Below are 20751 nucleotides of genomic sequence, written 5' to 3'. Positions count from 1 at the left end.
GGCTCTCCTTCTCTAACGGAACGCGGGACCGGCCCAGACGGGGACGCCGCCGACCACGGTCAGCTCGGCGCCGATTCCGGGGATCTCGTCCTCCGGCACGGTGAAGTAGTCCTGGTCGAGCACCACCAGATCGCCGCGCAGGCCGGGCTCCAGCCGTCCGCGCTGGTGCTCCTCGAAGCTGAACCAGGCGCTGCCACCGGTGCAGATGCGCAGCGCCTCGGCACGGGTGAGCAGGTTGTCCGCGGCCCTGATCCGCTTTCCGCCGATCTCGCGTCCGGAGACGTACCAGTGCATGGCGGTGAAGGGGCGGTAGGAGGCCACCCGCATCGCGTCGGTGCCCCCGCCGACCGGCACGCCCGCGTCGAGCAGGGCCCGCAACGGCGGCGCCTGGAGCACCGCCTCCTCGCCCCACGCCTCGATCAGCTCGGCGCCCTCGAACCTGAGCATCGCCGGGACGAGCACGCCGACGCCGAGCCTGGCCACCCGCCCGACCGTCGCCCGGCTCATGCCCTCGCCGTGCACGATCGCCCAGCGCAGCGGCGCCAGCGGGATCTCGGCGTCCAGCCGCTCCCACAGGCCCACGATCGCCTCGATGGTGTCGGCCCTGATGGCGTGGATCTGGACCGGCCAGCGGCGGCGGGCGCAGTCGGTGAAGGTCGCGTACAGGGCTTCGAGCGAGCCTTCCGACAGGTCGGGGCTGCGGGAGAAGCCGTCGTGCACGTTGTAGTGGATGATCTCGCCCATGCCGAGGACCCTGAGCATGTCGTCGCCGAGGCCCGGCGCGAGAAAGCGCAGGTAGCCGGGCAGTTCCTCCGGCTCGGCGTGCGGGCGCGAGGCGTGCACGGTCGTGCGCACCCGGACGGTGAGCAGCCCGCGCCGCCAGGTCTCGTAGAGGGCGGCGTACACGTCGGGGCCGGTGTTGGCGCCGCCGCCGTCGATGAGCCCGGTGATCCCGGCGGCACTGAAGGCGAGGGAGGCGGCGGCCGTGGAGGCCACCTGCTCCTCCGGCGTGGGTACGGGCAGCTGCCAGTACAGCCAGCGCATCGCCGCCATGCCGCGCAGCACGCCGGCCGGGTCGACGGCGCCGGCGTCGAGGCCCTCGGCGGCGGCCTTGCCCAGGTCCACCGCGCGCAGGGCGGCGGTGCTGAGCAGGCCCCACGAGTAGCCGAGCTGGACGAAGACCGGATGGCCGGGGGCGGCGCGGTCCAGCTCCTCGCGCGTGGGCGCCCTGCGCTCGGCGAACTGCTCGGGATGCCAGCCGCCGATGACCTTGATCCAGGTGCCGGGCGGGCGGTCCGCTGCGGCCTCGGCGATCCGTTCCAGGGCTCCGGCGAGGGTGGGCTCGCGGCCCCACTGGACCTCGTCGTTCCAGGTCAGTCCGGCGCGGACGAAGTGAGTGTGCCCGTCGATGAGGCCGGGCACCACCCTGCGCCGCCCGGCGTCGATCACGGGGACCGCGGGGCCGGCCATCGTTCTGGCGACCGCGTCCTCTCCGACGTATGTCACGCGTCCGTCCCTGATGAGCACGGCGGAGGCCTCGGCGGGCGTCCTTCCGTCCTCGGCGAGCGTGGTCACCAGGGCGTTCATCAACAGCAGGTCCGAAGTAGCCAACTCGGAGGTCCCTTCACACCGACGTTGCGGCTGAGTGTCCATGTGAAGCGAGAGGATGTCAATCGTTTGCTCTAAAGTAGCCGAAAATCTGACTAGCACCCCCTTCCGACAGTGTGTTTCTTCAGCGAAATCGATTGCGCAATCGTGGCCGCATACGTAACTCATCCGAGGCGAACGCGGTATTTGCGGTGTTATCTTCCGCTCGAGGTGAGGCCCGATGCGCAAGCTGGCCGTACTGCTGGCGACCCTGCTCCTGACCGCGATCCCCGCGCCGCTCCACGCGGCCGCGGGCGCGCAACCTCCCCCGGTGGTCTACCAGCGGGCGGCCCTGCGCGCGGGCACCTCCGAGGGCGTCGCCACCGGCGCCACCCTGACCTTCGCCGCACCCGCCGGCGTGATCGAGTACGGCGGCGCGAGCTGGGAGTACGCCCGCTGGACCAGCCGCGACACCCGGGTCGGATTCGGCGCCACCGAGCTGATCGGCTCCTGGACCGCCGGCACCCCGGCAGGCACCTGGATCCAGATCGAGCTGCGCGGCACGTCACCCGACACCAAGTGGTACGTCCTCGGCCGCTGGGCCTACGGCGACGCCGACATCCGCCGCACCTCCGTACCCGGCCAGGCCGACGCGGACGGCACCGTCAACGTCGACACGTTCGCCGCCGCGAAGGGCCGGCCGGTCGACTCCTACCAGCTCCGGGTCACGCTGCACCGCAGACCCGGCCAGGCGGGCGGGCCCGTCGTGCGGACCCTGGGGGCGATGGCGTCGGCGGTGCCGTACCGGGCGAGCGTGCCCGTCAGCCCCGGCGGCGGGGCGTGGGGCGCCGAGCTCAAGGTGCCACGGCGCTCGCAGGGCATCCACCTCGGCCACTACCCCGAGTGGGACGGCGGCGGCCAGGCGTGGTGCAGCCCCACCTCGACCGCGATGGTGCTGGGCTACTGGCGCAAGGGGCCGAGCGCCGCCGACCTGGCCTGGGTCGATCCGAGCGACCCGAGCCCCGAGGTCGACTACGCCGCCCGCTACGTCTACGACCTGGACTACGAGGGGGCGGGGAACTGGCCGTTCAACACCGCCTACGCGGGGCGGTACGGGCTCGACGGGTTCGTCACCCGGCTGCGGTCGCTGACGGAGCTTGAGCGGTTCATCAAGGCCGGGATTCCGGTGATCACCTCGCAGTCGTTCAAGAAGGAAGAGCTGCCCGGCGCCGGGTACGGGACCGACGGTCACCTGTTCGTCGTCATCGGCTTCACCCGGACCGGCGACGTGATCGTCAACGACCCGGCCAACGCGCCGACGAACGACGACGCGCGCCGGGTCTACCCCCGTGCCGCCTTCGAGAACGTCTGGCTGCGCAGCTCCAGCAGCGCCGGCATCGTCTACGTGATCCGCCCGCCCGGCCACCGCCTGCCCGCCCGCACCCCAGGGCTGCCCGCCAACTGGTGAGCGGCCGGACGCAGGTTCAGTACCGATGACGGATACCGGTACGTAGCACATGTGGGGTTAGCCTCGGCCAACCGTCTTCCCCCCAGGCGGAGGTGTCATTGGCATGAGTCACAAGCCCTGGACTGCGATCGTGGCCTTAGCCGCGATCCTCGCGACGGCCGCTCCGGCCGCGGCAGCCGTACCCCAGCAGCAGTCAGCGACCACCCCACCACCGGCCCAGCAGCAGGCGGACCCGGTCACCCCCGCCGGCGAGCAGCACGCTGCCGACCTCAAGCTGCGCTACGGCGCGGCGGAGCGCACGACCCAGATCCGGCGACCGGGATCCAGCTACATCAAGGTCCATTTCGCCGCGCTCAAGCTCGTCCCCGGCGACTACGTCACCGTCGCCGGCCCCGACCGCCGTGAGGTCCACACCTACTACGGCGACCCGGCGCTCGGCGCCAACGTCCGTGGCTCCGGCCACACCGTCCACGGCACGCCGGGCTTCGCCGCCCTGTCCGTCGACGGCGACACGGCCGTGATCACCCTGCACACCACCGGCCGGCGCTCGGCCGCCCGGCTCGCCGGGCTGGGCTACGGCGCCGTGATCAACCGCTACTACCGCGGCTTCACCGGAGACGAAGCCGCGGCGCGCACCCCCAAGAGCTTCTCGGTCTGCGGCACCGACGCCCGGCGCGACGTCGTCTGCTACCGCGACAGCCACCCCACCGAGTACGCCAGGGGCAACGCGGTCGCCCGCCAGCTCCTCGACGGCCTGGGCCACTGCACCGCGTGGCGGGTCGGCAACACCAACCGCATGCTGACCAACAACCACTGCATGGAGAACGCCGCCGACCTGGCCGCCAGCGAGTTCCAGTTCGACTACCAGTGCGCGACCTGCGGCGGCAACGACCCGCGGGCCGGCACCAAGGTGGCCGGCGGGCAGTTCCTCAAGACCAGCGGGCTCAACGCCCTCGACTACACCCTGTTCAGTGTCGCCGACTTCGCCGCCGTCCAGCAGTTCGGCACGCTGTACCTCGACCCGCGCCCGCCGGTCGCCGGTGAGCGGATCTACATCCCCGGCCACGGCGACGCGCGGCCCAAGCGGCTGTCGTTGTTCGAGGAGACCCAGGGCGGCGCCACCTGCAAGATCGACGTGGTGTCCTCCGGCGTCAACACCGGCTACCGCTGCGACACCTCGGGCGGCAACTCCGGCTCGCCGGTGCTGGCCGCCTCCAGCCACAAGGTGATCGCCCTGCACCACCTGGGCGGCTGCCCCAACTGGGGCACCAGGATCACCGAGGTCTACAACGAGATCTCCGGCATGATCGACAACAACCCGCCCACCGGAGGCAACGACTTCTCGCTGGCCCTCTCCCCGTCCTCGGCCACCATCCAGCCGGGACAGACCGCCACCTCGACCGTGTCCAGCGCGGTGACCGGCGGCAGCGCGCAGCAGATCACGCTCGCGGCCTCCGGCCAGCCGGCGGGCGTCACCGCGTCGTTCTCGCCCTCGGTCATCCAGGCCGGCGCGTCCTCGACGCTGACGCTCTCCACCACCGCGCAGGCGTCGACGGGCAGCTACACGATCACCGTCGTGGGCACGGGCGCCTCGGTGACCCGCTCGTCGACGTTCACCCTGACACTCGGCGGCGCTCCGCCGACGGGGTGTCCCGGCTACGAGACGAACAAGACCGGGTCGCTGACCAGCGGCGCCAGCCAGTACCAGCCTGACGGACAGTACTTCCAGACGACGACCACCGGCCCGCACCGCGCCTGCCTGGACGGTCCCGCGGGCACCGACTACGACCTGTACCTGCAGAAGTGGAACGGCTCCAGCTGGGCCGCCGTCGCCCAGGGCGCCACCTCGGGCCCGGACGAGACGCTCACGTACACCGGCACCGCCGGGTACTACCGCTACCGCGTCCACGCCTACAGCGGCGCCGGCGCCTACTCCCTCGGCTACGACGCTCCCTGACCGATCCCCGCTCGACCGGCCGCGCCCGGCCTGCCCCCGGGCGCGGCTCCTCTCTTCCATGTGATTAGGTTAGCCTTGCCTAAATCACCCAGAAGGGACGGAACTCGTGAAGCGGATCGATGACCGTGAGCGGTACCTGGAGCGCATCGCGGAGGTCAGAGCGGGGACGATCGCCCGCAAGGTGGCCTACCCGATCCGGATCCGCGAGGTCGAGGTCCTGCGCACCGCCATGGTCGGCAGCGGGCTGATCCGGGTGACCCTGGGCGGCCCCGGCCTGGCCGGGTTCGAGGCCCACTCCCCCGACGAGCACGTACGCCTGATCTTCCCCGAGACCGACGGCTCCCTGCGCCTGCCCGAGCCCGACGGGCTCATGCTGAGCTGGCCGCGCCCGTTCCCCACCACCCGCAAGTACACGGTGCGCCGCTACGACCCGGTGGCCGGCGAACTCGACCTCGACTTCGCCCTGCACGGCAAGGGCGTCGCCGCCGACTGGGCACGCAACGCCGCCCCCGGCGCGAGCGCCCACGTCGCCGGCCCGCCCGGCGGGCTGATCGTGCCCCACTCCTACGACCGGTACCTGCTGGCCGGCGACCTCACCGCGCTGCCCGCGATCGCCCGGTGGCTGGAGGAACTGCCGCGCACCGCCGCCGGATGGGCCTTCATCGAGGTCGCCGACGCCGGCGAGGAGATCGAGCTGACCGCGCCCGCGGGCGTCGAGGTCCGCTGGCTGCGCAACGGCGACCTCGCGCGGGCCGTGCAGGAGGTGGTGGTGCCCGAGGGCGAGCGGATCTTCGCCTGGATGGCGGGCGAGGCCGACGCGCTGAAGCCGCTGCGCCGCTGGGTCCGCGACCACCTCGAGCTCGGCGCCGACGACCAGGACATCACGGGCTACTGGAAACGCGGCGCCGCCGACTACGACGACCACTGATCCACCCCACGTTTAAGGAAACACCCATGTCTACTGGCCGCACGCTCGGCTCCGTCATGCTCGCACTCGCCGTGGCCACCGCGGGCTGCGCGTCGAACACCGGGAGCCAGCCGCCCGCCGCCAAGACCGCCACCCGCGTCTTCAAGGCCGCCAACGGCGACATCACCATCCCCGCCGACCCCCAGCGCGTGGTCGCGACCGGCTATGCCGTACCCGTGCTGATCGAGGCTGGGGCGCCGCTGACCGGGATCTCGACGTGGAAGCGCGGCGTGCCGCTCATGGACGCCAAGACCCGCGCCGCCTACGACAAGCTGCCGAAGGTCGCCGGGGACACCGCGGCCGAGACCAACTACGAGGCGATCGCCAACGCCAAGCCCGACCTCATCGTCATCGGCGTGCCGACGCCGGTGCTGGCCGACATCGACCTCAAGCGCCTGCAGTCGATCGCGCCCGTCGTGGCGATCGGACCGACGGTCCCCTCGGCGTGGCGCGAACTGTCGCAGCGCCAGGCCGACGCCGCGGGCGCGCTGGAGGGCTTCGACACCGCCAAGACGACCTACGAGGCCAAGGCCGCCGAGCTCAGGAAGAAGTACGAGAAGGTCCTGCCGGGGCTGAAGCTCGCCCACGTCGGCGCGTACGGGGAGGTCGGGAAGGGCACCTTCCAGCGCGAGTTCGACAAGTCGTGGGGCACCAACATCGCCAACGACATCGGCGCCGCCTACTACGGCCAGGTGAAGGTGAAGGGCGGCGGCAGCAAGGACGTGAGCGAGTACCCCTCGATCGAGGAACTGCCCACGGCGCTCGCCGAGGCCGACGCGGTCACCTACTCGGTCGGCCCGGACGGCGCGCCGCTGCAGGCCGTCAAGTACGTGCTCGACTCCGAGCTGTGGAAGAAGCTGCCCGCGGTGAAGGCCGGCAAGGCCTTCGCGATCCGCTACACCGAGGCCGCCACCTACGGCCAGGCGCTGCTCACCCTGGACGCGCTCGACAAGTCGCTGGCGCCGCTGGCCGGGCGATGACGCTCGCCGCACGCGCCGGGACGATCACCGGGCGCGGCGCGGTGCTCGTCGCCGGGGTGGCCCTGCTCGCGCTGGCCGCCGTCGTCAGCGTCGGCATCGGCGCCCACGCCGTCGCGCCCGCCGAGGTGGTGCGGGCGCTGTTCGCCTTCGACGGGTCGCCCGACCACTCGATCGTGCGCGACGTCCGGCTGCCGCGCGCGCTGCTCGGCGTGGGCGTCGGCGCCGCCCTGGCGGTGGCGGGCGTGCTCATCCAGACGCTGTCGCGCAACCCGCTCGCCGAGCCGGGCGTCCTCGGCGTCACCGCCGGGGCCGGCTTCGCGATGACCATGGGCGCCGCGCTCGGCCTGGCCACCACACCCACCTCGGAGCTCGTGCTGTCCGGCGGCGGCGCGGCGCTGGCCGCGGTGCTGGTGTACTCGGTGGGGCGCGCGTCGCCGCTGCGCCTCGTGCTCACCGGCGTCGCGCTGAGCGCGGTGCTGGCCGGGCTGTCGCTGGGGCTGCGGCTGATGCTGCCCGACGTCTTCGACCGCTTCCGGTTCTGGTCGATCGGCTCGCTGGCCGGGCGCGAGAAGGACCCGTTCGCGCTCACGCTGGTGCTGATCGTCCTCGCCGTCGCCGGGGCGCTGCTGCTCAGCCGTCCGCTCAACGCGGTCGCGCTCGGCGAGACGGTCGCGCGCACTCTGGGCGCGAGCGTCACCCGGGTACGGCTGGCCGCACTCCTGTGCATCACCGTGCTGGCCGGGGCGGCCACCGCCGCGGCCGGGCCGATCCTGTTCGTCGGCCTGATCGTGCCGCATGTGGTTCGGCCGCTGGCCAGGGGTTCGGTCCCGTGGCTGACCGCGTACTCGGCGGTGCTCGGACCGATCCTGCTGCTGGTCTCCGACATGGGCTCGCGGGTGCTGCTGCCGACGGGCGAGGTGCCGGTGGCGATCGTGACCGCGTTCCTCGGCGGCCCGGTGCTCATCTGGGCCGTGCGGCGCTACGGAGCGGGGACGCTGTGAACGTCGTGCTGCGCTTTGGGGTGGGGGCGCTGTGAGTGTCGTCGTGCTGCGGGCGGCCGGGCGGGCGGTCCGGGTCGAGCGGCGGACGCTGGTGCTGTCGGCGGCGCTGGCCGCCATGATGCTCGGGGCCGGGCTGCTCGGCCTGTGCTACGGGGCCTCGTGGGCGACGCCCGGCGAGGTGCTGGCCGCGCTCGGCGGGCAGGGCGAGTCCGTGGTGGTGATCAGGGACTGGCGGCTGCCCCGGGTGCTGGCCGGCATGGTCTTCGGCGTCGCGCTCGGCGTGGCCGGGGCGATCTTCCAGAACCTCACCCGCAACCCCATGGGCAGCCCCGACGTGATCGGTCTCGACGCCGGCGCGTACACCGGCGCGCTGGTCGCGCTCACCGTGTTCTCCGGCGGCTCCGTCGTGCTCGCGACGAGCTCGGTGATCGGCGGGCTGGCCGTGGCCGCCATGATCTACCTGTTGTCCTCGGGCGGCGGGCTGTCGGGGCTGCGCCTGGTCGTGATCGGGATCGCGGTCAGCGCGATCGTGACCGCCTTCAACTCGTGGATCGTGCTGCGCGCCGAACTGGAGGTCGCGATCGCGGCCGTGGGCTGGAACGCCGGTTCGCTGAACGGCGTCGACTGGGCGGACCTGCCGGTTCCCTTCGCGATCATCGCGGTACTGCTGGCCCTGATGGCGGCCTGGTCGCACACGATGCACCAGGCGGCGCTGGGCGAGGCGGTCGCGAGCGCCACCGGCGTCGGGCTGGGCCGGTTGCGGCTGCTCATGGTGCTGGTCGGCGTCGGGTGCACCGCGACGGTCACCTCGGTGGCCGGGCCGATCGTGTTCATCGCGCTGGCCGCTCCCCAGATCGGGCGCCGGCTGGCGGGAGCGGCCGGGGTTCCGCTCCTGCCGGCCGCGCTCACCGGCGCGGTCCTGCTGCAGGGCGCCGACCTGGCCGCGCAGATGCTGCTGGCCCCGGAATCCCTGCCGGTCGGTGTCGTCACCACCGCGATCGGCGGCTGCTATCTGATCTGGCTGCTGGCCAAGGAAGTGAGGCGGACGTGACCTCTGATCTGAATGCCGGGCATGGAGGTGAGGCGGACGTGACCTCTGATCTGCGTGCCGGCCGCGGAGGTGCGGCGGACGTGACCGAGGTGCGGCTGCGGGCCCAGAATCTGGAGCTGCGCTACGCCGACCGGGTGGTCTCGACCCGGTTGAGCCTGGACGTCCCCGACGGCGCGTTCACCGCGATCGTGGGCGCCAACGCGTGCGGGAAGTCGACGCTGCTGCGGGCCCTTGTGCGGCTGCTGCGCCCGGCCGAGGGGAACGTGCTGCTCGACGAGCGGGACGTCGGGTCCTACGCGGCCAAGGCGCTCGCGCGCTCGCTCGGGTTCCTGCCCCAGGATCCGCTGGCGCCGGAGGACATCAGGGTCAGGCAGCTCATCGGGCGCGGGCGCTTCCCTCACCAGCCGATGTTGTCGCTGTGGTCGGCGGAGGACGAGAGCGCGGTCAGCGAGGCCATGACGACCGCGGGCGTGGACGGCCTGGCCGACCGGCCGGTGAACGAGTTGTCGGGCGGGCAGCGGCAGCGGGTGTGGGTGGCCATGGTGCTCGCGCAGCGCACGCCGTACCTGCTGCTCGACGAGCCGACCTCGTTCCTGGACATCGCGCACCAGTACCGGCTGCTGGGGCTGCTGTCGCGGCTGCGGGACGAGGGGCGCACGGTCGTCGCCGTGCTGCACGACATCAACCAGGCGTGCCGGTTCGCCGACCATCTGATCGCGATGAAGGACGGGCGGATCGTCGCCGAGGGCGCGGCGGCCGACGTGGTGGACGCCGCGCTGATCAAGGACGTCTTCGACCTGCCCGCCGTCGTCGTGCCGGACCCGGTGACCGGCACGCCGATGGTCGTGCCTACGCTCGACGGCCGAACAGGGCCATCCGGCTGATCATCGCGTCGGCGGCGAGGTGGTAGCAGACGCTCACGCAGCCGAGCAGTTCGGCGGGCGTGGTGAAGGTGCCGGCGAGCGTCTTGTCGGCGATCCTGCGTATGCCCGGGATCAGCGCGCCCAGCTCGGCCGCGGGCGTGCTCGGCATGTCGATCTCCAGCTCCAGCACGTCGGGCATGCGGAGCGGCGCCAGGTCTGCCGCCCCGCGAACGGTCGCCGCCGCCGCCTCCCGGATCTGCCGCCTGGCCTCCGACGGGGAGAGGCTGTCGGCCGCGGTGTGCCCGTGGGCCACCTTGACCGCGACGGTGCGTACGCCGGGAAAGGCCTTCTCCGCGACGCCGCAGATGACGTCGTCACCGGTGAGCAACCCGATCGGGACGCCGACCGCGGCCGCCTGCAGCGCGTTGACCTCGGCCTCCGAGACCAGGCTGCCGTTGAGCCGCACCTCGTAGAAGTGTGAGGAGTAGGTGTGGGAGAGCACGCCGGGCGAGCCGGCGGCGGCGTGGTAGCCGAGGAACATGGCCACGTCGTGCTCGGCCGAGATGCCCTCGGCCATGCAGTCCAGCTTGGGCGTGCCGAAGATCAGCCGGGCGCGGGGGTCGAGCTCCTCGTGCAGCAGGTTGTCCATGGTGCCGTGGCTGTCGTTGATCAGGACGCTGTCGGCGCCCGCCTCGAACGCGCCCTCGATCGCGGCGTTGGCCTCGGCGGTCATCAGGCGCTGCGAGCGGGGATAACCGTGGCCGCCACGGACGATCTGGTCCATGGTCGCGATGCCGGAAATGCCCTCCATGTCGATGGAGATGTAGACCCGCACTGACTGCTCCTTTCGTTGGCCGCTGTGGCAGCGTGTCACCCTAGAAGGCGGCGGGCTTTGGCGCGTTGGCCGAACCTTCGCGCGCGGCTTCGGCGTTCCGCACAGCGCTGGGGATCACGAACGCGGCGCCCACGGCGAGCAGCCCGAGCAGCGCGGACAGCAGATAGGTGGACACGAAACCGCTCTCGGCGGGTATCCCCGCCACGCTGCCGCCGGCCAGCATCATGGCGCCCACCTGCGCCCCGAAGGTGCCGCCGATGCTCTTGGCGACGAAGACCACGCCGCTGACGCCGGCCGCCCGTTCCCCGGGCACGTCGGCGGCCACGACGTTGAGCGCCGCGGTGAGCCCGATGCCGCCGCCCAGGCCGGTGACGGTCACGCCGGCGACGACCTCCCACGGTGAGCCGTGCCAGAAGGCGAGCATGGCGGTGCCCACGGAGACCAGGACGGCGCCGAGCACCAGCACGGTACGCCGCCCGAGCACCCGCGTCATCGGCCCGACCAGCGGCGCGATCACGGTGCCCGCGACGCCCAGCGGGAACATGTAGAGCCCGATCCCCAGGGTGCCGGCACCCATGCCGTACCCGGTGCTCGCGGGCAGCGACAGCATCATCGGCAGCGCGACCAGCAGCCCGAAGGAGGCGAAGCCGAACACGAATCCCATCGCGGTCACTCCGGCGGAGGAGCGCCCGGCCAGCAGGCGCAGGTCCACGAGCGGTTCCCGGCTGCGCAGCCCGGCGTACGCCCACAGCGCCAGCGTCAGGGCCGCGCCGGCGAACAGGGTGAGCGCGGCGGGATCGGTCCAGCCCCGGCTCGACGAGGTGGTCAGGCCCAGCATGAGCAGGGCGATCCCGCCGCCGAGCAGCAGCCCGCCCGTCCAGTCGACGCGGCCGCGGGCGCCGCGGGCCGTGGCGGGCACGGCGATCCAGGCCCAGAGCGCGGCCACCAGAGCGCCGCCCAGGGTGAGGAAGAACAGGCTCCGGTAACCGAGCGCGGCGATGAGCGGCCCGGACAGGATCAGGCCGGTCGCGCTGGCGAGCGCGGCCGCGCCGATGACCAGGCCGTTGCCGGTGGCGCCCTGCTCGGGTGCGAGGGTGTCGCGGAACAGCCCGACGGTCAGCGGCAGCACGCCCAGCCAGACGCCCTGCACGGCCTGGCCGGCGATCAGCACCTGCACGTTGGGCGCCAGGCCCGAGATGAGGGCCCCGGCGCTGGTGATCGCCATCAGGATGAGCAGGACGGTCCGCTTGTCGTACATGTCGGCCAGGCGGCCGGAGATCGGCGTGCTGATCGCCGAGCTGATCAGCCCGCCGGTGAAGATCCACGCGATCTCGCCGGGCGAGGCGGACAGCTCCCTCTGGATGAGCGGGAGCGCGGGCGAGAGCATCGTCTCCAGCAGTTGGAAGATGCCGATGAACAGCACCGGAGGGCCGATGACGCCGAAGCCGGATCTGGACATGGTCCTGCCTTTCGGGGGGTGGCCTGGCTATGCCGGGCCGAGCACCCTGGCGGTGACCAGGGAGCGCGCGGCGTCGGCGAAGAACTCCTCCGAGCTGTCGTGGACGCCGAGGATGACGGCCTGACCGAGCCCGGACAGCAGCGCCTTGAGCGCGCGGGCCAGGCGTACGGCCTGCTCGCCGGTGACCGGTACGCCGTCGTGCTCGCGGCCGGCGAGGTGGCGTACCAGGTCGGCCTCGGAGGTGTTGACCGCGGTGTTGAGCTTGGCCAGCAGGTTCGCGTCGTTCAGCACGAGCTCCAGCACGCGGACCTCGAACAGCAGCAGTCCGGCGGCCTCCGGGTCGGCCGACATCCGCCAGAACTGGCGGGCGATGGCGTCCACGACGTCCTGGAGCGGGCGGTCGGGCGGGATCCGCTCGACCGGCCGCCGGTCGAGCGGGCCGGTGTAGTCGTCGATCATCGCGACCATCAGCCCGTCCTTCCCGCCGAACAGCGAGTAGACGGCGCCGGTCGTGAGCCCGGCGAGCTGCGCGATCTCCTCCAGCTTCGCCCGCGCTCCGTCCCTGCCGACGACCTCCCGTGCGGCGTCGATCAGCGCGCGCTTGTTCGCGGCCTTGCTTTCCGCCCTGGTCAGTCGCATGGTGTCGGGTCTCCCGGAGTCGAGTGAGCGAAACGATAATCTAGATTATTAGAATAATCCAGATTATCTTTGCGGGCATGAACGTCGACGCATACATGAACCAGGTGCCCGACCACGCCACGTTCCCGTCCGTGGACCAGATGCACGCCGAGCTCGACCACCTCGCCGCCACCCACCCGGATCTGGTACGGCTGCGCCACATCGGCACCTCCCGCCTGGGCGAACCACTCCGCGTGGCCACGATCGGCGCCGGCCCCCGCGAAGCGGTCATCATCGGCGGCCCCCACCCCAACGAGCCCATCGGCTCCCTCACCGTGAGCAACCTGCTGCGCCGGCTCATCGACGACGCCTGGCTGCGCGAGGAGTTCGGCTACCGCTGGCACCTCATCCCCTGCGTCGACCCGGACGGCGCCCGGCTCAACGAAGGCTGGTACGCGCGGCCCGGCGACCGGCGGGCGTACGCCGAGCACTTCTACCGCCCGAGCGAGGCCGACCAGGTCGAATGGACGTTCCCGCTGACCGGCGACGGCTACACCTTCGACCGCACGCTGCCGGAGACCGAGGCGCTGATGCGACTGATGGACGAGGTGAAGCCGGCCTTCGTCTACTCCCTGCACAACGGCGAGCTCCAGGGCGCCTTCTACTACCTCAGCCGCGAGGTGCCCGGCCTGGCGGGGAAGCTCGCCGCCATCGCCTCCGGCCAGGGCCTGCCGCTGCACATGGGCCCGCCGGAGATCCCGAGCGCCCGGCAGATCGGCCCGGCCGCCTACATCACGCCGCGCGGCGCCGAGCTGGGCGAGGTCTACGGCATCGGCGGCGGCAGCGTCGACTACGCCGACCGCTTCGGCGCCCTGCACCTGGTGACCGAGCTGCCCTACTGGGCCGATCCGGCCGTCTCCGACCAGACCCCGACCGCCCAGGTGTACGGCGACACGATCGCGGCTCACCTGGCGGCCCAGCGCGACCTGATCGCCGAGCTGGGACGGTCGATGGCGGCGGTCGGGGCCGACCTGACCGTGGCCTCGCCGTTCCGCCGGTCGATGGAGGACTTCGTCGCCACCTACGACGCCTACATCTCCGAATGGGAGGGCTTCCCCGGCGCCGACCGGCCGGCCACGGTCGCGGAGGTCGTCGGCAACGAGCAGCTCAAGCACAGCATGCGGCTGCGCTACGGCGGCACCTTGCTGCGGATGCTGGACGCCGAGCTGGCGGCGGGCAACCCGACCCCGGCCATCCGGGCGGAGCGGGCCCGGATGCGGGCGCTGTTCGACGCCTGGTTCGCCGAGGCCGACGCCGGATTCACCGCCACCCCGATCCCGATCCGCACGCTGGTCGCCGTCCAGCTCGGCGCCGCCCTGCTGGCCGCGGAGGCCGCCAAGAGCCCGGACCGTATGTAATGACCGATGTTGTCGAGGTTCTGTGCGGTTGAACGGGGCCGATACGTCTTGCGATGCGACCCAGAGCTACGGAAGGATCACACAACCTCAGTAAGACCAGCAGCGAGGAGGCTGTTGTGGACCCCCAGGCCGGCATCGACCGTTTCGGTTACCAGCAGGAATTACGCCGCGGGGTAGGGCTCGCCGGCCTGGTCTTCTACGGCCTGGTCATGATGGTGCCCATCGCACCGTTCGCCATCTTCGGCCTCGTCTACTCGCGATCGGGCGGCATGCCGGTCATGGCGTACCTGGTCGGCGTGGTCGCGCTGCTGTTCACCGCCATGTCCTACGCCCAGATGGTCCGGGCGTTCCCGCTGTCCGGATCGGTCTACAACTACGCCGGCCGCGGCATCGCCCCGCCCGTCGGGTTCATGACCGGATGGGCGATCCTGCTGGACTACCTGCTGGTGCCCAGCCTGCTCTACCTGGTCGCCTCGATCGCCATGAACGCCACCCTGCCCGGCATCCCGGTCTGGGCGTGGCTGATCTTCTTCGTCGCCCTCAACACCGCCATCAACCTGCGCGGCATCCGCATGACGATCACCATCACCAAGGTGATGATCGTCGCCGAGCTGGCCGTGCTGGCCCTGTTCCTGGCGGCCGGGGTCTGGGCCCTCATGCAGGGGTACGGGCGCGGGTTCAGCCTGGCGCCGCTGTTCAACCCGGACACCTTCTCCTGGCCGATCGTGTTCGCCGCGGTGTCGGTGGCGGTGCTGTCGTTCCTCGGCTTCGACGGGATCAGCATGCTCGTCGAGGAGTCCACCGGCGGCTCCGAGCAGGTGGGCCGGGCGATGCGCATCGCGCTGGTGCTGGCCGGCGTGCTGTTCATCGCCCAGGTCTGGGTGGCGGCGCTGCTCGTACCCGATCCGCAGGGTCTGCTGACCAGCGCCAGCGGCACCGCCTTCTACGACTCGGCCCAGGTGGCGGGCGGCGAGTGGCTGAGGCAGGTCACCTCGACGGCCACCGCCGTCTCGTGGGGCATCGCCAACACCCTGGTGGCTCAGGTCGCGGTCTCCCGGCTGCTCTACGCCATGGCCCGCGACCGGCAACTGCCCTCGTTCCTGGCCAGGATCTCGGTCAAGAACGCCGTGCCCACCAACGCCATCCTGCTCATCTCGGCGCTCTCCGTGGGTCTCGGGCTGTGGATGGCCACCCGCCCGGACGGCGTCGACTTCCTCAGCAGCCTGATCAACATGGGCGCGCTGGTGGCCTTCATCGTCCTGCACCTGTCGGTGATCGTGCACTACACGATCCGCGGCCGGTCCAAGAACATGTGGGCGCACCTGGTCGCGCCGCTGATCGGACTGGGCGTGCTCGTCTTCGTGGTGATCCACGCCAACGTGATGGCGCAGGTCGTCGGCCTGATCTGGTTCGTGGTGGGCGGCGTGGTCCTCGGCGCCCTGTACCTGCTCGGCCGGCCGCCCACCCTGCGCCCGAGCGCGCTGACGAAGGAGCCGGTGTGAGCGCGGAGGTCCCGCCGCCGCTCTACCAGGACCTCTTCATCGTGTGCCACCACGAGAACGGCAAGCCGCTCACCCACCGCTCCTCCATCTCCCTCGGGCTGGCCGGGGCGGTGCTGATCGACCTGGCCCTGTACGGGCGCGTCCGGCTCAACGGCCGCGCCGTGGTGGTCACCGACCGCACCCCCACCGGCGACCCGGTCGTCGACGCGTACGCGGGGGCGTTCCTGCGCGAGCGGCCCGAGCTGGACGCGGTGACCTGGTCCAAGACGGTCGCGGCCGACAGCTACGACCGGGCCAGACGGCAGCTCCTCCGCGTCGGCCTGCTGACGGAGGTGACCGGGCGGCGGCTGGGCATGCTGCCGTACACGCGCTACCGGGCCGACATGGCCTCGATCGTGCGCGCCTCGACCGACGTGCGCTCCGCGGTGAGCGGCTGGCGGGAGATGGACGCGCGCGGCGCCGCGCTCTGCGGCCTCGTGCTGGCGCTGCAGGTGCACACCGAGCTCTACATCGGCCAGTCGCCCGCCCAGCTGACCACGACCCTGCGGACCATCGTCAACGAGCACTCGCCTCAGGTGAAGGAGCTCGTCGGCCTGTTCGAGGCGCTGATCGGCGAGGCGGCCGTGGCCGTGTACCGCTGAGCGGCGCCGCCGTACGATCACTTCACGCGAAACCCCTCACAGGAAGCCCGCCCATGAACCACGAGCGTTCCGACCTCGCCGCGAAGATCCAGCCCGACATCCCGCACGCGGCCCGCATCTGGAACTACTGGATGGGAGGCAAGGACAACTTCGAGGCCGACCGGGCCGCCGGCGACGCGGTGGCCCAGGTGTATCCGGACATCGTGAAGATGGCCGTGCAGTCACGCGGGTTCCTGGTCCGCGCCGTCGGCCACCTGGCGGGCGAGGCCGGCATCTCCCAGTTCCTCGACATCGGCACCGGCCTGCCGACCATGCAGAACACCCACGAGGTCGCCCAGTCGATCAATCCGGCCTCGCGCATCGTCTATGTCGACAACGACCCGCTGGTGCTCGTGCACGCCCGCGCCCTGCTGCGCAACACCACCCCGGAGGGCGTCACCGCGTACGTGGACGGCGACTACCACGAGCCGGAGCTGATCGTCTCCGACGCCCACAACGTGCTCGACTTCACCAAGCCCATCGCGGTGATGTTCATGGGCGTGCTGGGGTACGTCAAGGACTTCGAGCTCATGCGCTCGATCGTCGGCCGGGTCATGGACAGCGTGCCCTCGGGCAGCTACCTCGTGCTGTGGGACGGCACCGCCACCGGCGACGCCGTCGCGGAGGGCAGCGACAAGCTGGCGGAGAGCGGCGCGGTCCCCTACTACCTGCGCTCGCTCGACGAGATGACCAGTTGCTTCGAGGGCCTGGAGATGGTGGAGCCGGGGCTGGCCCCGATCTCGCAGTGGCACGACGAGGCGGGGCCGTTCATCGACGCCCACGGGGCGGTGGCGCGGAAGCCCTAAACGTTCACACATGATACGGTCGTTTCTATGACGACCGTTTCTGATGTGATAGACGTGGACGTGTTGATCATCGGAGCGGGCCTGTCCGGCATCGGCGCCGCGTGGCGCCTCCAGCGCGAGCGCCGCTGGACGTACGCGGTGCTCGAAGCCCGGGACCGCCCCGGTGGCACGTGGGACCTGTTCCGCTACCCGGGCGTCCGCTCCGACTCGGACATGTTCACGCTCAGCTACCCCTTCCAGCCGTGGCGCGGCGGGAAGTCGCTGGCCGACGGCGACAGCATCCGCCGCTACATCGAGGACACCGCCCGCGAGCACGGCATCGACCGGCACATCCGCTACGGGACCAAGGTCGTCTCCGCCGGCTGGTCCGGCGAGCGCGGCCGGTGGACGGTGCGGACCGGCGACGGGGTCTGGACGTGCTCGTTCCTCTACATCTGCGCCGGCTACTACGACTACGAGCAGGGTCACCAGCCGGACTTCGACGGCGTGGAGGACTTCGGCGGCCGGTTCGCGCATCCGCAGTTCTGGCCCGAGGACCTCGACGTCACCGGCAGCCGGGTCGTGGTGATCGGCAGCGGGGCCACCGCCGTCACGCTCGTGCCCGCGCTGGCCGGGAAGGCGGCGCACGTCACGATGCTCCAGCGCTCCCCGACGTACATGAGCGCGCTGCCCGACGTCGACCGGACCGCCGACGCGCTGCGTCGCCTGCTGCCCGCGCGGCTCGCGCACACCCTCGTCCGCGCCAAGAACGTGCTGCGCGGCCAGCTCACCTACTGGCTGAGCCGGCGCTACCCGGAGCAGGCCAAGCGGTACCTGCGCCGGGGCGTCCTCAGGTTCCTGCCCGACCCCGCCTACGCCGACCGGCACTTCACGCCCGGCTACCAGCCGTGGGACCAGCGGCTGTGCGTCGTGCCCAACGGCGATCTCTTCCGCGACGTGACCGCCGGGCGGGCGTCGGTGGTCACCGGCCGCATCGCCCGGTTCACCAAGTCCGGCATCGCGCTGGAGTCGGGCAAGGAACTGGCGGCCGACGTCGTCGTCTCCGCGACCGGGCTGAAGCTGATCCCCCTCGGCGGCATCGCGCTGACCGTGGACGGCGAGCCGGTCGACCTGGCCGCCACCACCGCCTACCGGGGGCTGATGCTCGGCGGCGTGCCCAACCTGGCCTTCTGCGTCGGCTACACCAACGCGTCGTGGACCCTGCGCGCCGACCTTTCCTCCCGCTACGTCGTACGGCTGCTCGCCCACATGCGCCGACACGGCCTGAGCACGGCGATGCCCGCCTTCCCGCGCGACGGCGCCCGGCGGCCCCTGCTCGGTCTGACCGCCGGCTACGTCCAGCGTGCCGCGCACCTGTTCCCGCGCCAGGGCGAGCGCGACCCGTGGCTGGTCACCCAGAACTACCTGGCCGACCTCGCGAAGTTCGCGTTCCTCGACGTCCGCAAGGGCATGATCTTCGGGTGACGTAAACTCTTCCCGCTCACACCACCCCTGGAGGGCCACCGCATTGGACGTCCACGTCCCCACCCGGATGCTCGTCGAGGCGCTCGTCCGCACCGACCTCACCGTCGACGCGGGTGAGCTCTACGCCACCGCGGCACAGCTGGGCATGACCGATCAGCAGGTACGCCTGTGCATCAAGCGGCTGGTCGCGGAGGAGCGCTTCGTCCAGGAGGGCCGGGGGCGCAAGGCGATCCTGCGGGCCACCGGCAGCGCCGAGCGGGCGATGGGGCTCGACGTCGAGTTCGTCGCCCACGCCTACCGGCAGGACGCCGGGCTCGCGCCCTGGGACGGCACCTGGCATCTGGTGGGCTTCGCCGTACCGGAGAGCGCGAGGACCGGAAGGGACGCGCTGCGCGCGGCGATCACCGCGCTCGGCGGGGCGCCCGTGCACGGCGGCCTCTACCTCAGCGCCAACGCGTGGGAGCCCTACGTCGAGGAGCACGCCCGCCGCCTGGACGTACTCGACCACGTCACCTTCCTGACCACCCGCGACCTGCGCAGGGGCGGGCAGGACGACCCGGTCGCCCTCGCCCGCGACCTGTGGCCGCTGGAGGAGATCGCCGGGCGCTACGACCGCCTCGCCGCGATCGCCCGGCCGCGGCTCGACCTGCTGCTCGGCGCGAACCCACTCACCCCGCAGGAGCGGCTGACCATCGCGGTGGAACTGGCCGCGGAGTTCACCCGCGCGATGGAGGACGACCCGCTCCTGCCGCCGGAACTGCTGCCGCGGCCCTGGCCAGGCACGCAGGCCCGCGAGCTGACCGCGAACTGCTGGAAGCTGCTGGACCACCAGATCGGCTCCGGCATCCGCCTGTTCAAGCTCTACGGCACGCTCACTCCACGATGACCCGCACGGAGGCGGCGTGCCCGGCCAGGTCGGCGAAGAACCGCTCGCCGTCGATCGCGGTCTCCGGCGGGTGCACGCCGGGCGGCACACGCTCCACGTCGAGCAACTGGGCCAGGCCCAGCGCGGCCGGGAGCCCGGTCGCCTCGTCCATGCCCATCATCAGCGTCTCGGCGCCGGCCAGATGGGCCAGGACGGTACGCGGCCGCCCGTCCGCCGTGCCCGTGGCGGCGGCGAAGAACGCCGGCAGTGAGCCCGGCGCCTTGAAGCCGAACGCCCGCACGGCCGCCCGCATGGCCCGCCGCGTGGCGGGCTTGGCCAGGGCGGCGGCGGCGCTCTCGTTGGTGAGCCGGCCCTCGTCGAGGTCGGTGCGCAGCACGTCCAGGTAGGCCGCGGTGCCCGGTGTGACGACCATGAGGCTGGCCGACTCCCCCGTCAGGACGTAGCTGCGCGCCAGCGTCACGGGCTCGGGGTGGCCGACGGTGTAGGCGGTGCCCTTCCTGCCGCCGGGCAGGTCGAGCGTGACCGGCCGCATGGGCGGCCGCTGGACGACCTGCCCGCCGCTGACCACGGCGACCGTACCGCTGATCTGCTGCATCCAGTGCACCGCTGCCGCGATGGGCCGGCCGTCGGGCCCGTTCAGCTCGGTCTGCTCGGCGCCGGAGCCGGGGACGTCGACGGGCCAGGCGGTGTAGAGGTCCGTCACGGTGTCGAGTTCCGCCACGGCGCGGGCCGCGAGCAGGTTGCTGATCCCGGGGCTCGCGCCCATGCCGATCACCGCGCGCACGCCCGCGGCGCGGGCCTGCCCGTCGAACTCGAGCATCTCCAGGGTGGGTTCCCAGTCGTCGCAGATGTCGAGGTAGTGGGTGCGGGCGAGGATCGCCGCCCGCAGGACTGCCGGGCCGAAGCGGTAGTAGGGCCCGACCGTGTTGAGTACGACGTCGGCCCCTTCCAGCGCGGCGGCCAGCCCGTCCGCGTCGGTGACGTCCACCCGCCGGGCGCTGAGCCGTGCCGGGACGCCGTCGAGCTCCTTGACCAGCCGGTGTGCCGCGTCCAGGTCGCGGTCGGCGACGACGATCTCCCGCACCCCGGCGAGACCCGCTGCCACGCGTACCGCGACCCTGCCCATCGATCCGGGGCCGCCGAGGGCGAGGATTCTCATCATTACCTCTCATGTCTTCACCTATCGTTTTCAATACGATAGAACGAATT

The 20751-nt window shown here is 71.9% G+C and carries 18 protein-coding genes; 13 read left to right on the top strand and 5 right to left on the bottom strand.

Features of this window, described 5'->3' with window-relative positions; all coding sequences use genetic code 11:
* Positions 1–12: 12 nt before the first annotated feature.
* Positions 13–1611, bottom strand: a complete 1599-nt coding sequence (locus ACFWYW_RS00505) for an amidohydrolase (RefSeq protein WP_379620184.1) — start codon at positions 1609–1611, stop codon at positions 13–15.
* 217 nt (positions 1612–1828) lie between these two features.
* On the opposite strand from ACFWYW_RS00505, the gene ACFWYW_RS00500 reads away from it, so the two are divergent.
* The 7 genes from ACFWYW_RS00500 (at position 1829) to ACFWYW_RS00470 (ending at position 9895) form a co-directional block, all read left to right on the top strand.
* Positions 1829–3055 (top strand): C39 family peptidase, encoded by a 1227-nt coding sequence (locus tag ACFWYW_RS00500; RefSeq protein WP_379620182.1) that lies wholly within the window; start codon positions 1829–1831, stop codon positions 3053–3055.
* A 103-nt stretch (positions 3056–3158) separates the two neighbouring features.
* Complete coding sequence (locus ACFWYW_RS00495; RefSeq protein ID WP_379620180.1) at positions 3159–5012, top strand: trypsin-like peptidase domain-containing protein; 1854 nt, start codon at positions 3159–3161, stop codon at positions 5010–5012.
* 106 nt (positions 5013–5118) lie between these two features.
* Positions 5119–5940 carry a siderophore-interacting protein gene (locus ACFWYW_RS00490; protein WP_379620178.1) on the top strand — a complete coding sequence of 274 codons (822 nt, stop codon included), beginning with the start codon at positions 5119–5121 and terminating at the stop codon, positions 5938–5940.
* Between the two features lie 26 nt (positions 5941–5966).
* The gene (locus tag ACFWYW_RS00485) at positions 5967–6959 is read left to right on the top strand and encodes an ABC transporter substrate-binding protein (RefSeq protein ID WP_379620176.1); all 993 of its coding nucleotides are present in this window, start codon (positions 5967–5969) and stop codon (positions 6957–6959) included.
* Positions 6956–7960, top strand: a complete 1005-nt coding sequence (locus ACFWYW_RS00480; RefSeq protein WP_379620174.1) for a FecCD family ABC transporter permease — start codon at positions 6956–6958, stop codon at positions 7958–7960. The genes ACFWYW_RS00485 and ACFWYW_RS00480 overlap by 4 nt, the downstream gene beginning before the upstream one ends.
* A 31-nt stretch (positions 7961–7991) precedes the next feature.
* Entirely contained in the window at positions 7992–9011 is a 1020-nt protein-coding gene (locus ACFWYW_RS00475; RefSeq protein ID WP_379620172.1) for a FecCD family ABC transporter permease, read from the top strand.
* A 38-nt stretch (positions 9012–9049) separates the two neighbouring features.
* Positions 9050–9895, top strand: coding sequence for an ABC transporter ATP-binding protein (locus tag ACFWYW_RS00470; RefSeq protein WP_379620170.1), 846 nt, complete (start codon positions 9050–9052; stop codon positions 9893–9895).
* On the opposite strand, the gene ACFWYW_RS00465 is transcribed toward ACFWYW_RS00470, so the two are convergent.
* From ACFWYW_RS00465 to ACFWYW_RS00455, 3 genes are read right to left on the bottom strand one after another with little or no spacing between them, the layout of a single operon-like run.
* On the bottom strand, positions 9861–10709 hold the full coding sequence (locus tag ACFWYW_RS00465; protein ID WP_379620168.1) for a M55 family metallopeptidase: 849 nt from the start codon (positions 10707–10709) through the stop codon (positions 9861–9863). The two genes, ACFWYW_RS00470 and ACFWYW_RS00465, sit on opposite strands and share 35 nt — an antisense overlap.
* Positions 10710–10749: 40 nt before the next feature.
* Entirely contained in the window at positions 10750–12168 is a 1419-nt protein-coding gene (locus ACFWYW_RS00460) for an MFS transporter (protein ID WP_379620166.1), read from the bottom strand.
* 27 nt (positions 12169–12195) lie between these two features.
* Positions 12196–12807 carry a TetR/AcrR family transcriptional regulator gene (locus ACFWYW_RS00455; protein WP_379620164.1) on the bottom strand — a complete coding sequence of 204 codons (612 nt, stop codon included), beginning with the start codon at positions 12805–12807 and terminating at the stop codon, positions 12196–12198.
* Positions 12808–12884: 77 nt separating this feature from the next.
* Between ACFWYW_RS00455 and ACFWYW_RS00450 the strand changes: the two genes are divergently transcribed.
* The 6 genes from ACFWYW_RS00450 to ACFWYW_RS00425 all read left to right on the top strand — a co-directional run bounded on the left by ACFWYW_RS00450 (position 12885) and on the right by ACFWYW_RS00425 (position 19542).
* Positions 12885–14204 carry a M14 family zinc carboxypeptidase gene (locus ACFWYW_RS00450; protein WP_379620162.1) on the top strand — a complete coding sequence of 440 codons (1320 nt, stop codon included), beginning with the start codon at positions 12885–12887 and terminating at the stop codon, positions 14202–14204.
* Between the two features lie 116 nt (positions 14205–14320).
* Positions 14321–15706 carry an APC family permease gene (locus ACFWYW_RS00445; RefSeq protein WP_379620160.1) on the top strand — a complete coding sequence of 462 codons (1386 nt, stop codon included), beginning with the start codon at positions 14321–14323 and terminating at the stop codon, positions 15704–15706.
* Positions 15703–16347, top strand: coding sequence for a GPP34 family phosphoprotein (locus ACFWYW_RS00440; RefSeq protein ID WP_379620158.1), 645 nt, complete (start codon positions 15703–15705; stop codon positions 16345–16347). Before ACFWYW_RS00445 ends, ACFWYW_RS00440 begins: the two co-directional genes overlap by 4 nt.
* Before the next feature lie 53 nt (positions 16348–16400).
* Positions 16401–17192 (top strand): SAM-dependent methyltransferase, encoded by a 792-nt coding sequence (locus tag ACFWYW_RS00435; protein WP_379620156.1) that lies wholly within the window; start codon positions 16401–16403, stop codon positions 17190–17192.
* A 27-nt stretch (positions 17193–17219) separates the two neighbouring features.
* The gene (locus ACFWYW_RS00430) at positions 17220–18656 is read left to right on the top strand and encodes a flavin-containing monooxygenase (RefSeq protein ID WP_379620154.1); all 1437 of its coding nucleotides are present in this window, start codon (positions 17220–17222) and stop codon (positions 18654–18656) included.
* A 43-nt stretch (positions 18657–18699) separates the two neighbouring features.
* Positions 18700–19542: a PaaX family transcriptional regulator C-terminal domain-containing protein gene (locus ACFWYW_RS00425; RefSeq protein WP_379620152.1), complete on the top strand. Its 843-nt coding sequence runs from the start codon at positions 18700–18702 to the stop codon at positions 19540–19542.
* Here the strand turns inward: ACFWYW_RS00425 and ACFWYW_RS00420 are convergent.
* A complete protein-coding gene (locus ACFWYW_RS00420; protein ID WP_379620150.1) occupies positions 19529–20704 on the bottom strand; it encodes a saccharopine dehydrogenase family protein in 1176 nt (391 codons plus the stop codon). The two genes, ACFWYW_RS00425 and ACFWYW_RS00420, sit on opposite strands and share 14 nt — an antisense overlap.
* Between the last annotated feature and the right edge of the window lie 47 nt (positions 20705–20751).

The organism is Nonomuraea sp. NPDC059023, from assembly GCF_042740095.1.
In the GTDB taxonomy this organism is placed as follows: Bacteria; Actinomycetota; Actinomycetes; order Streptosporangiales; family Streptosporangiaceae; genus Nonomuraea.
Note: the sequence above shows the minus strand (reverse complement) of the source record. Positions and strands in the feature narration are given on the sequence as shown.